This window comes from Phyllobacterium myrsinacearum, assembly GCF_002980555.1.
Classification (GTDB): Bacteria; Pseudomonadota; Alphaproteobacteria; order Rhizobiales; family Rhizobiaceae; genus Phyllobacterium; species Phyllobacterium myrsinacearum.
The window spans coordinates 321,087-334,841 of record NZ_PVBT01000005.1; the positions used below are offsets into that span (position 1 = coordinate 321,087).

Sequence of the window (13,755 nt, forward strand, 5' to 3'; positions counted from 1 at the left end):
CAGAAGGGGTTTGGCACATGGCTGCATCCATCCACAATTTCGAAAAGTCCGATCACCTGCGCGAACTGGCACATGATCTGGTGCCCGGCGGCGCACATACCTATGCGAAAGGCGACGACCAATACCCCGTGCTGTCACCCGGCTTCATAGCCCGGGGGTATGGCAGCCACATCTGGGACATCGATGGCAATGAATATATCGAGTATGGCATGGGCAACCGTGCGGTGGGACTGGGCCACGCTTATCCTTCTGTCCTTGAGGCCGTCATGCGCCAGCTCCAGCGCGGCTGCAACTTCACCCGCCCGGCCGAAATCGAGGTCGAATGCGCAGCGACCTTCCTTGCGACGGTGCAGTCAGCCGAAATGGTTAAATTCTGCAAGGACGGCTCCGACGCGACATCGGCAGCCGTTCGACTGGCCCGGGCTGTCACCGGGCGGGATATGGTCGGTGTTTGTGCGGACCATCCATTCTTCTCGACCGACGACTGGTTCATCGGTACGACGCCAATGAATGCAGGTATACCAGCTGCCATTCAGGCACTGACCGTTGGATTCAAGTATAATGATCTCGAAAGTGCACGCGCGCTCTTTGAACGGCATCCCCACAGGATCGCCGCGCTCATACTCGAGCCGTCGCGTACGGAAGGCCCGGCGCAACCGTTCCTGAACGATCTGATGGAGTTGTGCCACGAGAACGGGGCTTTGCTCATTCTCGACGAAATGATCACGGGGTTCCGCTGGCATGCAGGCGGTGCGCAGAAACTCTACGGTATCGAACCGGATCTCTCATGCTTTGGCAAAGCGCTGGGCAATGGCTTCTCCGTCTCGGCGCTCGCCGGCAAACGCGAATTCATGAACCTCGGCGGCATCACGCAGGTGGTCAAACCGAGGGTATTCCTGCTGTCGACAACGCACGGCGCAGAAACCCACGCGCTCGCCGCAGCAATTGCCACCATGCGAATCTATCAGAACGAACCGGTGATTGAACATCTTCACGCACAGGGACGTCGGCTGAGAAGCGGTGTTCAGCAGTCGATTGCCCGGCATGATCTTGCCAGCTATATCGGCGTTACCGGCCGTGATTGCTGCCTTGCCTACACCACTCTGGATACCGAGCGCTTGCCCTCGCAGGCGTTCAGAACATTGTTCTTGCAGGAAACGATCCGCCGCGGTGTTCTCATGCCATCGCTGGTCGTAAGTTACACACATACGGACGAGGATATCGACCGCACGATAGATGCGATCGATGGGGCGCTGGCCGTCTACAAGAAGGCGCTGCAGCACGGCGTGGACAAGTATCTCGTTGGCCGCGCTTCGCAGCCGGTTTTCCGCCGCTTCAACAGTCCCGACACGCCTGCGCCCGTTTTAAAACGCGTCAGCAATGCTTGACGCGTTTCCAAGGCTGGTTCTGCAATGGGCGCTGTTGTTGCTTCTGGGGTTGTGCACGCCGGCGGAGGCAGGGAAAACAGCGTTCCCCCTGCAGGTCTCGGTCAACCAACGCCATCTGGAAGATGCGGCCGGGCGGCCATTCCTGATAGTAGCGGACACGGCCTGGTCCCTCATAGGGGACCTGTCCCGCGAAGAAGCCGATCACTACCTGGAGGATCGCAGGAAACGTGGTTTCAACACCATTTTGGTTTCGCTCATCGAGCACCGCTTCAGCCGCAACGCGCCGGGTAATTTCTACAGGCGCAAGCCATTTGCGGCAGGCGGCTTTGCCGCCCCCAACGACGCGTATTTCGATGATGCCGAATGGATCCTGCGCCGGGCGCAGGACCGCGGATTTCTCGTTCTGCTCGTCCCGGCCTATCTCGGCGTGAATGGCGGAGACCAGGGATGGTATGGCGAGATGCGCAATGGCGGCGTGGCGGCAATGAACGCCTATGGAACCTATATCGGCAAGAGATTCAGTAAATTCAACAATATTATCTGGGTACAGGGTGGTGATTACGATCCGCCGGACATGAACCTGGTCGATGCCCTGGCCGGATCGATAGCCCGCGCCAACCCCAGCGCATTGCAAACGGTGCATGGCGGGAGAGATGCACGGACGGACCTCGTCTGGCAGGCATCCTGGAAGAGGCTCGATACGTTCTACACCTATGGCAATGTTGCCCAGGCAGCGCTTGTTCAATATCGCGTATCACCGGCAAGGCCGTTTTTTCTCATTGAAGGGCTGTATGAGGGGGAGAACGGGGCAACGGAGGAAACGGTCCGGGCAACGGCATATTCCGCCCTTCTGTCCGGTGCCGGCGGCCAGGTATTCGGCAACAATCCCGTCTGGCACTTTTCCGGTCCCGGTGTGCATGAGGAAACCGGGACCTGGCAGAAAGCGCTCGCAAGCCGCGGTGCCCAAAGCATGACCTATCTCACGCAATTCTTCGAAACCATTCCCTGGTGGGAACTTGAACCCGATCAGGGCAAGTTGCTGACGCCGCAACGCCAGCCCGCCTCCAGCATCGCTATGGGCGCCCGTTCTCCCGGCGAAAGGCTTGTCGTGGTCTATCTCTCAGGCGCGGACAGCGTCGCCCTCCAGGTGAAGGCGGACTGGCCGTCAACCCGCGATATCCGCTGGTTCGACCCGTCCTCCGGACAGTACATGGCTGCCACCGAGCCGACGGCGGGCGTTGCCGGCGCGTTGGAATACCATGTTCCGGCGGCCCGGAATGCGTCGGGTTACCGGGACTGGCTTCTCATTGCCAAACAGCGCGACTAAGGCAGATCAGGCAAAAGAAGTAGGCGCTTCGCCGAAGGTTCAGCCAATTGCATTCTCGATCCTCCAAACTCCTCTCTCGTCCGAGCCCGCCCACTGGAAGTACCGTGGCATCAAAGACGGTTTCTTGGAAAGGGTTGGAACAATGAAGGTACTTGTGACAGGACATCGCGGCTATATCGGTTCAGTCATGGTTCCTTTCCTGCAAAAGGCGGGCCATGAGATTCACGGATTCGACAGCGAACTCTACCGGAATTGCCACTATGCACCCGGCGGGACCCTGCCCGACATACCTGGGGTGTGCAAAGACATCCGTGACGTCACTGCAGACGAATTGGAGGGCTATGATGCTGTTATTCATCTCGCAGCGCTCTCCAACGACCCGCTGGGGAACCTCAACCCGGAGGTCACCTACGATATCAACCATCGCGCAAGCGTTCATTTTGCGACGACTGCGAAGAAGGCTGGCGTTCCGCGTTTTCTCTACGCCTCCTCATGCAGCAATTATGGTCAATCCGGCAGCGCAACAATCGATGAAACCGGGGAATTGAACCCGGTCACGGCCTATGGATGTTCGAAAGTATTGGCCGAGCGCGACATTGCGGAACTCGCCGACGATACGTTCAGCCCGACCTATCTGCGACCGGCAACGGCCTATGGCCTGTCACCCATGCTGCGTTTCGACATCGTCTTGAACAATCTCGTGGCATGGGCGGTGACGGAAGGTGTCATCCTTCTGAAATCCGACGGAACGCCATGGAGACCAATCGTCCACATCGAGGATATCTCGCGGGCTTTCCTGGCCGTGTTGCAGGCTCCCCGGCATGCCGTACACAACGAGGCATTCAATGTCGGGCAGTCCGAACACAATTACCGTATCCGCGATATCGCTGAAATCGTCGCGGATATCGTTCCGGGCTGCCGACTGGAATTTGCTCCCGGTGCCGGCCCCGATACCCGGTCCTATCGGGTCAGTTTCGACAAGATCAGGCGGGTTCTTCCGGATTTCAAACCGCGCTGGGATGCACGGGCCGGGGCCGAGCAATTGCATGCGGCCTATATCACTTCGCATTTGACGTTGGCGGAGTTCGAAGGGCCCCGCTATCAGCGGATCAGTCATATCCGCCAGCTGCTCGACGACCGGAAACTCACCTCCAACCTGCGCCGCCTGTCAGCAACGGAGCGCCATTCCGCACTATCCGATGCCATTATATGACCATCCCGCACCCGTTGATAACAACATGGTAAATGCGCCCGACCGGACAAGGTCCTCCGTTGGAACAGCGACAGACATGGGTCTTGCCATTCACACCCTGGCTGCCCGCCTGTTTCCCATATGCCGCAGCATCACGGGCAACGGCGTCCGTGACACCTTGGCCATTCTGGGTCAGCAGATCGATATGGCCGTGCACGAGGTTCCCACGGGCACGCCGGTGTTCGATTGGGTCGTACCTCCCGAATGGAATATTCGCGATGCCTATGTAAAGGATGGTTCCGGCCGCAAGCGCATCGATCTGGCCAAATCCAATCTGCATGTGGTCAGCTACAGCAATCCCATTCACCGCGTCATGCAGCTAAGCGAACTCAGATCCCATATCCACACATTACCGGATCAGCCCGATCTGATCCCATATCGAACCTCATACTACAGCGAGCAATGGGGCCTGTGTACAAGCCATAATGCCCTTCTTGGACTGGCGGATGGCGAATACGAGGTGCTCATTGACGCGGAAAAGACCGACGGACATCTCACCTATGGTGAATATCTGCACAAAGGCAGCACTGACAGGGATGTGCTGTTTTCCGCCCATATCTGTCATCCCTCGCTTGCCAATGACAATTGTTCCGGTCTCGCCCTCTTGACCCTGTTGGGCAAAAGCATGCAGTCCCGCAAGACACGCTACAATTATCGCTTCCTCTTTGCGCCTGGAACGATCGGGGCGTTGACCTGGCTTGCCCGCAACGAAGACAAGGTTGCGCGCATCGATCATGGCCTGGTCGTATCGTGCGTCGGAGACGGCGGCGGCCCCACCTACAAGCGCAGCCGGCAAGGCAATGCCATGATCGACCGGGCGATGGAAAGCGTCCTGTGCTGCGGCAACCGGCAGGCGATCATGCAGGATTTCAGCCCCTACGGATATGATGAACGGCAATATTGTTCCCCGGGATTCAATCTTCCCGTCGGCCTGTTCCAGCGCAGCGGCTTTGGAACCTTCCCCGAATATCACACCTCCGCGGACAACATGGCGCTCATCACGCCCGAAAATCTTGCGTTCTCCTACCAGATGATCAGCGAAGTCATTGATATCATTGAAACGAACTGGACCCCGGTCAACCTTTTTCCCAAGGGCGAGCCGCAACTGGGCAGGCGCGGCCTCTACGCCTCGCTGGGAGGTGACAAATCAGCGGTGCAGACCTCGATGGCCTTTCTCTGGGTTCTCAATCTCGCTGATGGAAATTACAGCCTTCTCGACATGTCACTGCGCTCCCGCCTGCCCTATGCGGATATTTTCCGCGCCGCGCAATTGCTGCTGGAAAAAGGATTGCTTGGCGGCGAGCTGCCGCAGGCATGATGGAATGGACACGACCTGAGGAGCCGGCAGGCTCCTGATATCCCTTGCTGCACTCATGTTTGGGTCAACTGCAAAGCTGCGCGCCGAGAAGCGGCCAGGACCGGTCCTTCTCGGAAAGGACCGCGGGCGGCGCCGGCCAATCGATGGCAAAGGCCGGGTCATCAAAGCGCACACCATCGGCAGCGGCTGGGTGGTAAAATTCTGAAATCAGATAGGACACCACGGCATCATCGCTCAGGGTTTGGAATCCATGCGCGAAACCTTTGGGTATATAGAGCTGGCGATGGTTACCCTCCGACAGTTCAAACCCCGCATAACGCCTGTAACTCCGCGAATCCGGCCGCAAATCGATGATCACATCCCATATTGTGCCCCTTATGCAGGAAACCAGCTTGACCTCCGCGTGCGGCGCCTTCTGGAAATGCATGCCGCGCACCGTATGCATGGTCAGTGAATGCGAGGCGCTATGCTGCACAAACTCGGCGGCAAGCCCGTGTTCACGGAATTCCTGTGTGCAAAATGTCCGGGCAAATGATCCGCGCGCGTCGTGATGAGGCAGCGTCTCCACAAGCCATGCTCCACTCAGTTCTGTCTCGGTGAACCGCATCTGTTCCCGCCTCATCCCCGATGATCTCCCAATAGTGGGCACGATCTTGTCAGAGCCCCGGCATGAATGAAACTCTCCAATAGGCGTAGCGAAAGCTGTCCTTGAGGGTGATCGCGGCGCTACCGCGCCCTTTTCGCCGCGGTGCCGTTTCAAAGCACACCGTTTGACGGAACGCCGCTTTCACGGGTCATCCGTTCGGATGATCCGTTTGATCGCATTGGCAGGTCGCCTGCCATCCCGTGAGGCCATAGATTCAGACTGGGGAAGACAATCCCCCGCATCCAGGACACCGGCAATTCATCGGGAGCGAAGGCATGAATCTACTGACGAACACGTTTCCCCTGGCGAACCAATCAGGCAGCAGGCCCCATGTCTGCCGCCTTTGCAGCACGCCCCTCAGACATACATTCGTCGATCTCGGCATGTCGCCGCCTTGCGAGAGCTTTGTTTCCCGCGACCGGCTCGATGAGATGGAACCCTATTATCCATTGCACGCCTTCGTTTGCGAGGAATGCCTTCTCGTACAATTGAACGAGTATGTCACGCCGCAGGCCATCTTCGAGGAATATGCGTATTTTTCCTCCTATTCGACCAGCTGGGTCGAACATGCGAGAACCTATTGTCACCAGATAGCCAAGCGGTTGCAGCTCGATAAGCAAAGCCTCGTCGTCGAACTCGCCAGCAATGACGGGTATCTGCTGCAGCACTTCATCCCGATGCATATTCCGGCTCTCGGCATAGAGCCGGCCGCAAACGTCGCCAAGGTTGCAATCGAAAAAGGCGTTGCCACCCGGGTGGAATTCTTTGGTGAAGCCTATGCCCAACAGCTGGTTTCGGAAGGCCTGCAGGCCGACCTCATCGTCGGGAACAATGTCCTGGCGCAGGTTCCCGATCTCAATGATTTCGTCGCCGGCATGGTTACGCTGCTGAAACCGCAAGGCGTCATAACCCTTGAATTTCCGCATCTTGAGAAATTGATGTCGCAGGGTCAATTCGACACGATCTATCACGAGCATTTCTCCTATTTCTCGCTGCTGGCCATCGAACATCTGGCGAAACGGCATCACCTCAAAATTATCGATGTGGAAGAGCTGACGACCCATGGAGGGTCGCTGCGGGTGTACCTTACCCACGCCGCCAGTACATGGCTCGTGCGGGAAAGCGTTGCCCGGATCAGGCAGGGTGAAATGAACGCGCGTCTGGATGAGCTGGCCACCTACACCGCCTTCGCCGGCCGCGCCCGCAAGGTCAAGCGCGATCTCCTGACCTTTCTCATTGCAGCCAAATCTGAAGGCAAGACGATTTGCGGCTATGGCGCGCCGGGCAAGGGCAACACCCTGCTCAACTATTGCGGCATCGGACCCGACTTCCTCGATTTCACCGTGGACCGCAATCCCTACAAGCACGGCCGCTATACACCCGGGATGCACATCCCGATTGAACCGGTGGAGGCGATCGACCGGCTCAAGCCCGACTACATTCTCATTCTCCCCTGGAACCTCAAGGACGAAATCGTGAAGCAAATGCATCATGTGCGCGAGTGGGGTGCCAAATTCGTCGTGCCCATTCCGGGTATCGACATTGTTGATCCGAGAGGTGACGAGCTATGAAAGTGGTTCTGTTCTGCGGCGGTATGGGTACCCGTATTCGCGAGTACTCGGAAAATGTCCCCAAGCCCATGATTCCACTCGGCTCCCAGCCTATATTGCGCCACGTGATGCAGTATTATGCCGACTATGGACATGAGGATTTCATTCTGTGTCTGGGTTACAAGGCGAATGTCATCAAGGATTTCTTTCTCAACAGCCGGCCGCAGACATTTGCCGATTGCGTGGTCAGCGGCGACGGGACTGTCGAAGTCCTGGGTGAATCCCAGAAAGACTGGCGCATATCCCTGATTGACACCGGCATCTGGCGCAATATTGGCGAGCGCCTCTGGGCCGTGCGCGACCAGTTGCGCGGCGAGCGCATCTTCCTCGCCAATTACAGCGATGGACTGACCGATGTCGATCTGGACGACATGATTGAAAAATTCGAGGCAAGCGGCAAGATTGCCTGTTTCCTCGCGGTGCGCCCGCCACTGACCTATCATCTGGCGGATATTGCCGATGACGGCCGCGTTTGCGAATTCCGATCCTCCGACCGTTCGGATATCTGGATCAATGGGGGGTATTTTCTCATGCGCGGTGAAATATTTGACTACATGCGCGAGTCCGAAGAGCTGGTGCTGGAGCCCTTCAGCAGGCTTATCAAGGACAACATGCTCATGGCTTACAAGCATGAGGGGTTCTGGCGTTCCATGGATACGCTCCGCGACTGGCAGGCGTTGCAGGAAATGGTGGAAAGAGGGGAAATGCCGTGGATGATCCATGCGCCTGCCCGCTCTAATTCCAGAACGCAAAAGGTGAAAGCTTTATGAGATCATTGCCCTTTGCCCGCCCCGGGCAACGGCTGTCGGTGTTGTGTCTCGGCGCCCATTCCGATGACATCGAGATTGGTGCCGGCGGCACAATCCTGCACATGATTTCAGGCGGCGCCTTGCTTGACGTTCATTGGTGCGTGATGAGCAGTTCGAGCGACCGCGCCACGGAAGCACGCGCATCGGCCGATGATTTCCTTGCCGGCGCATTGTCAAAGACGATCGAGATCGCCAATTTCGAAGACAGCTACTTTCCCAGTCAAACGCGTGAATTGAAAGCTTGGCTCAATGCGTTGCGCGGCCGCATCTCGCCCGACATTATTTTCACCCATGCGCGCCACGACGCACACCAGGATCACCGCGAGATCAATCAGCTCACCACGAACGTGTTCCGGGACCACCTGGTGCTGGAATATGAGATTCCCAAATGGGACGGCGACCTGACCGAACGCAATGTCTACCTTCCCTTACCCGCTGAGATCATGCAGCGTAAAACCGAACTCCTCCTCAAACATTTCGGAACCCAGCGGTCCAAGGACTGGTTTGACGAGGATACGTTCCGCGGCCTTGCGCGCCTCAGAGGCATGGAATGCCGTGCACCGAGCCGGTTTGCAGAAGCTTTCACGGTCCGCAAACTGATGCTCGGCATGGGCACTGTTCAATAGGCAAATTGCCCGCTGTGCAATCCATTTGCCTCATTCCAGAAGAACGATCCTTTCACCACGTCCCATTTTTTCCAACCAGACACATCGTCATGATCCGAACGGAGCCAACATGGCCCGTCCTGATTCGGAACCGCCGTTTTACAACGCCTGCGCGGTCTATAAGGCAGGTCTAAATCACGCCCTAAAGCCCGTAATACTCTCGTTCTATTTTGCGCGGGCTACTTCTCTATTTTAATTATACTAATGGATTAGTCACTCCCTAATTGCTCGCTTGCTTCCCATCCAAAGGACTACGCGTGGGGTTAAAGACTTTCTTCAAGGGAAAGCGTAAATTGATATTGCCAAAAGAAGTGCAATTGAGCGGAACAATCCGTTCATGACAAATAAATGTGCAGCAAAGCATCTAACTTGGGGATAAATTATGGAAAATATGCGTAGCAGCCATGCCATAGATGAATCAGTAGATGAAGTTATTCATGAGATTGTCGAAAGCAATGACAATTCATCTTACACAATAAGCTCCAATGAGAACAAATTTCAAAAGTATTCTACCAGCGACTATTTGCTTATTATCGACCGGCGCGCCCTTGAGCGAGAGTGTCTCGCCCAGGCTCTGGCCGCCCATCACATGGGCATGAAGGTCAAGACCTGCGGTTCACTGCAGGAATGGCAAACTTCCAATCAAAATGCCGCTGGACTGCGTGCCGTGCTCGTCAACACGGGCAACCGCAACCTGGGCGACGGCGATCTCTCCGCGGAAATATGCGAACTGGTCGAAGCCTTCCAGAGGGTGGCCGTCGTGATGGTCGCAGACAATGATGACCTGACCACCATTCTCAAGGCACTCGAACTGGGTGTGCAGGGTTATATTCCGACGACAGTTGGAATCGAGATCTGCATGCAGGCCATCGAACTTGCGATTGCGGGCGGAAAATTCGTTCCGGCAAGCTGTGTTCTGTCCCTCAGGAAACTCATGGGCGGCCGCAGCGACGAATTCCGGCATATAACGACCTCGTTCACCGCGCGGCAATCGGCCGTTGCCGAGGGATTGCGCCGGGGCAAGGCCAACAAGATCATCGCCTATGAACTCAATCTCTGCGAGAGCACGGTGAAGGTTCACATACGCAACATCATGAAGAAGCTGGGTGCAACCAACCGGACAGAGGTGGCTTACAAGATCGGTGACATGATTCCACACGAATCCAGATTTTGATGCCGGCTGGATCGCAGCCGCTCGCCATCCGATTTTGCAGGGACTCGCGCAATGATCTTCTCCGACAGCATTCCTCACGCATCAGGGCCGGCAATCCATCGCCTTGTGTCAGTTGTTCTCAAGCGGCGCAAAACCATGCTCGCGGCGTTGTCGGCATGCCTCTTGCTGACCACCGCCGCCTATATGACAACACCGGCCCAATATGTATCCGAGGCAATCCTTGCTCTGGACGTGCGCAAATTGCAGGCCCTGCCGACGGAATCGGTCGTCTCGCCTTTGCCGCAGGAAAGCCCGGTATTGCGCACCGAACTCGATATTATCAGCTCACGCATGATGGCGGGCAAAGTGCTGACGCGGCTTGATAGCCTGAACTTCGATGCAGACGGGCGCATCAATCCCGCCGATCAGCAACCGCCAGCAACCGCCGATGGCAATGATCCGGTCAGCCCCTTGCCCGCGCAATCGGACGAGGACCGCAATCGCAGCCGGATCGACAAACTGCTTTCCAACGTCAGCGTGGTGAATGACGGCCGCTCCTACACGATCTACATCAGCTACAGGGCGGACAACCCCCTGTACTCCGCTGCGGTGGCCAATGCCTTTGGCGAAGCCTATCTTGACTATCAGGTCGATCTGCAGACATCCGCAACCCGGCGTGTAAGCGACTGGCTTGGCGGAAAACTTGTCAGCCTGCGCGCAACACTTGAACAATCGGAGCGGGCTGCAGCGGATTTCCGTGAAAAGTCAGGCCTTGTCAAAGCCAACGGCATGACCCTGCAATCGCAGCAGATTGCCGCCCTCAACACGGAACTTGCCAATTTGCGCGCCAAGCTCGCGGGCGCCGAGGCGCGCCTTTCCACGGCAATCGACGCGTCGAACAACAAGGCCGGCGTTGCATTGTCTGAAATTCTGGGTTCGCCCGCCATCCAGCAATTGCGCGCCGAGCAATCGCGGGTCGAGCGGTCTCTCCAGGAAATCAGCGAGAGCGGTGCGATGCAAAGTGTGCAGCTGCCACAGCTGAACTCGCAACTGGCCTCGCTGAAGAGCCAGATTGCCGGCGAAGTGCAGCAGGTCATCGATAGTCTGCGGAACGAAATCAACGTCACCCACCGCCAGCAGGCGGCCGTGGAGGCGAACCTCAAGGAAATGCAGGAAGGCATGTCCGCGGCCAACCAGGCCCTCGTGCACGCCGACCAGCTCGACCGCGAGGCCAGTGCAAACCGGGCGATCTACGAGAGCTACCTGACCAGATACAAGCAAACCATAGAGCAGGACGGCATCGCAACGGCTGAAGCCCGCATGATCTCGCGCGCCGTCCCGGCACGGTCGAGGGCAAGCCCGCATCTGTCGACCTGGATGGCGCTCGGCATCATTGGCGGCTCATTCCTGGGCATATGCGCGTCCTTCCTTCTGGAAATGAGGGACAAGTCGATCCGTTCGGCACAAGCGCTCGAAAGTGCCACCAGAACCCCCATCATCGGCCGCATCCCCAAATTGTCCAGCCGCGAGCGCAAGAATGCCGCGCTCATTGTCAGCGAAGGGCGCTACAGTTTTGCCCGCGCGATTGCGGATCTGCAGGCGCATCTTCTTTTGTCTTCACCCCAAAAAATGGCCCGTGCGGTTGCAGTCACATCCGCAGGAACCCAGGAAGGCAAAACGCTTATTATTGCCGGTCTGGCCCGGTCATTGGCAGCAACGGGTGTGCGGACCATCATCATCGACGCCAATTTCACCGCTCCTATGGTCGGGCAGGAATTCGGCGATCAGTTCGGGCCCTATCTGGAGGATGTAATCAGAGGCAGGCACACCCTGGAAGCCGTCATTCAGCACGACGTATTTTCCTCGATCGACTTTGTGGCAACGCAAGCCTGTACCGTTCCGGCCGAATTCCTGCTGGGGCACGAGCAATTTGCCAAGGTGATCCATGCCCTGAAGCATCAATATGACGTCGTGCTTATCGATACGCCAGCCGTGTGCCTGGGCGCGGACGCAATCCGTGTGGCCTCGCTCGCCGATACCACAATCCTTGTCGCACAATGCGAAAAAGCCAACATGGATGACATTCTCAACGCCGTGAAGATACTCAGTTCCGACGGACGAAAACTCAACGGCATTGTCCTCAACAGCGATCCAAGCATCAAGGATGCCTCTCCTCCCGACCAGCTGCCGCCGGCACCCGCCACGGCAAAGCGCTTTGTGCTGGAAATCGCCAGCTACAAGAAACTCCGCTCGTCAGCGGCCAAGGTATGAGGGCGAAAATGCTCAAACAACAAAGGAAAAATCCGTCCTCCCTTCTATCACGAATGAGCCGGATTCTCATCGCAGGAACCGTATCCTCCACGCTCTTGCTTTCCCTGGCGGCAGCGCCGGCCCGGGCCAATCAGGAGCCGTACAGGATTGCATCAGGGGATGTCCTGCTCATAACAGTCTATGGGGATACCGGATTGACAGGGATCTTTCCTGTCAGCGTCGACGGAACAATTGCCTACCCCATTCTTGGCAATGTAGCAGTTGCCAATCATACGATCAGCGAAATCGGGCAAACCATCACACAATCGCTCCTGCAGCATATACCCGGTCTTTCCGTCTCCGTTGCCGTGAAGGAATATGCTCCGGTCTTTGTCATTGGCGATGTGCAGAAACCCGGAAAATATGAGTACCGGCCCGGAATGATTGCCCTGGAATTGTTTGCCTTGAGCGGAGGTTTGCGGCAGGCGGCCGACAAGCTCGACACGGCGGGCATCCAGCTGGTTGCGGCGCGGCAGGAATATACCGACACGTCGTTGCAGCTCTTTGCACAGGATGTGAAGCGCGTGCGCCTTGAAGCCGAACTGAACGGAAAACAGTTCGACTATGACCTGACGGCAAGCGTCGACGCGATCGATGACAAGGCCGAGCGGCAGCGGATCGTTGATTCCGAGCGCAAGCTTTTCGATCTTCGCCTTTCCGCCCTGGAAAGCGAAGCCACCGCACTCGAGGCACAGAAGCAGAACTATGCGGAAGAAATCACCACGCTGGAAGAAAGCACGAAGTTGCGCAACGAGGAGATTTCGCTTCTAGAGCAAAATGTGAAAGCGTCGCAGAGTCTGGTGGACAAAGGGCTTACGGCGCAATCGACCCTGCGCGATACCCAACGCCAGCTTTCGGCAATGCGCCGGGATGCGCTCGAATTCGGCTCCTTCCTGGCACGGGCGAAACAGAATGAGAATGCGATTCAGCAGCGCCTGCTTGCCCTGCACGATTCGCGCTCCAACGATGCGGCCAAGGACTTGCGGGACATTGATCTCGATATCATGAGACTGCGCAAGAAAATGACATTCATCGCACAAAGCATGGGTGAAATCGGTGCTGCGGCCCAGCGTGTGTCGTCGCGCGAGGAAACGGTCAAGCTGACCTTCACGGTGGTTCGGGTGGTGGACGGAAACTATCAGGAAACCGCGCTGGCGGAACATGACGAGATCAAGGCCGGCGATATTCTGCGCGCGCAACTTGAACTGCCCAATACGGCCGCACCCAAAGCGATCGTTCCCAAGGCCATCAACTGACCGTGTGCGCGTTGTAGTCAC

General features: G+C 57.2%; 11 protein-coding genes. 10 read left to right on the forward strand and 1 reads right to left on the reverse strand.

Going from position 1 to position 13,755, the window contains the following annotated elements; all coding sequences use genetic code 11:
• Positions 1-17 precede the first annotated feature (17 nt).
• From C5750_RS18010 to C5750_RS18025, 4 genes are all read left to right on the forward strand, one after another.
• On the forward strand, positions 18-1,388 hold the full coding sequence (locus C5750_RS18010) for a glutamate-1-semialdehyde 2,1-aminomutase (RefSeq protein ID WP_105735300.1): 1,371 nt from the start codon (positions 18-20) through the stop codon (positions 1,386-1,388).
• Positions 1,381-2,715 (forward strand): glycoside hydrolase family 140 protein, encoded by a 1,335-nt coding sequence (locus C5750_RS18015; RefSeq protein WP_105735301.1) that lies wholly within the window; start codon positions 1,381-1,383, stop codon positions 2,713-2,715. Before C5750_RS18010 ends, C5750_RS18015 begins: the two co-directional genes overlap by 8 nt.
• A gap of 142 nt (positions 2,716-2,857) precedes the next feature.
• A complete protein-coding gene (locus C5750_RS18020) occupies positions 2,858-3,928 on the forward strand; it encodes an NAD-dependent epimerase/dehydratase family protein (protein ID WP_105735302.1) in 1,071 nt (356 codons plus the stop codon).
• Between the two features lie 25 nt (positions 3,929-3,953).
• Entirely contained in the window at positions 3,954-5,285 is a 1,332-nt protein-coding gene (locus tag C5750_RS18025; protein ID WP_105735303.1) for a DUF4910 domain-containing protein, read from the forward strand.
• 64 nt (positions 5,286-5,349) lie between these two features.
• Here the strand turns inward: C5750_RS18025 and rfbC are convergent, their stop codons facing one another.
• On the reverse strand, positions 5,350-5,892 hold the full coding sequence (gene rfbC / locus C5750_RS18030) for a dTDP-4-dehydrorhamnose 3,5-epimerase (protein WP_105735424.1): 543 nt from the start codon (positions 5,890-5,892) through the stop codon (positions 5,350-5,352).
• Positions 5,893-6,206: 314 nt separating this feature from the next.
• On the opposite strand from rfbC, the gene C5750_RS18035 reads away from it, so the two are divergent.
• The 6 genes from C5750_RS18035 (at position 6,207) to C5750_RS18060 (ending at position 13,734) form a co-directional block, all read left to right on the forward strand.
• A complete protein-coding gene (locus tag C5750_RS18035; protein WP_105735304.1) occupies positions 6,207-7,502 on the forward strand; it encodes a class I SAM-dependent methyltransferase in 1,296 nt (431 codons plus the stop codon).
• Entirely contained in the window at positions 7,499-8,311 is an 813-nt protein-coding gene (locus C5750_RS18040; RefSeq protein WP_105735305.1) for a glucose-1-phosphate cytidylyltransferase, read from the forward strand. Before C5750_RS18035 ends, C5750_RS18040 begins: the two co-directional genes overlap by 4 nt.
• Entirely contained in the window at positions 8,308-8,976 is a 669-nt protein-coding gene (locus C5750_RS18045; RefSeq protein ID WP_105735306.1) for a PIG-L deacetylase family protein, read from the forward strand. Before C5750_RS18040 ends, C5750_RS18045 begins: the two co-directional genes overlap by 4 nt.
• Before the next feature lie 562 nt (positions 8,977-9,538).
• Complete coding sequence (locus tag C5750_RS18050) at positions 9,539-10,189, forward strand: response regulator transcription factor (RefSeq protein WP_245421155.1); 651 nt, start codon at positions 9,539-9,541, stop codon at positions 10,187-10,189.
• Between the two features lie 51 nt (positions 10,190-10,240).
• Positions 10,241-12,439 carry a GumC family protein gene (locus C5750_RS18055; protein ID WP_105735307.1) on the forward strand — a complete coding sequence of 733 codons (2,199 nt, stop codon included), beginning with the start codon at positions 10,241-10,243 and terminating at the stop codon, positions 12,437-12,439.
• Positions 12,440-12,492: 53 nt separating this feature from the next.
• Positions 12,493-13,734, forward strand: coding sequence for a polysaccharide biosynthesis/export family protein (locus C5750_RS18060; protein WP_105735308.1), 1,242 nt, complete (start codon positions 12,493-12,495; stop codon positions 13,732-13,734).
• Positions 13,735-13,755 lie beyond the last annotated feature (21 nt).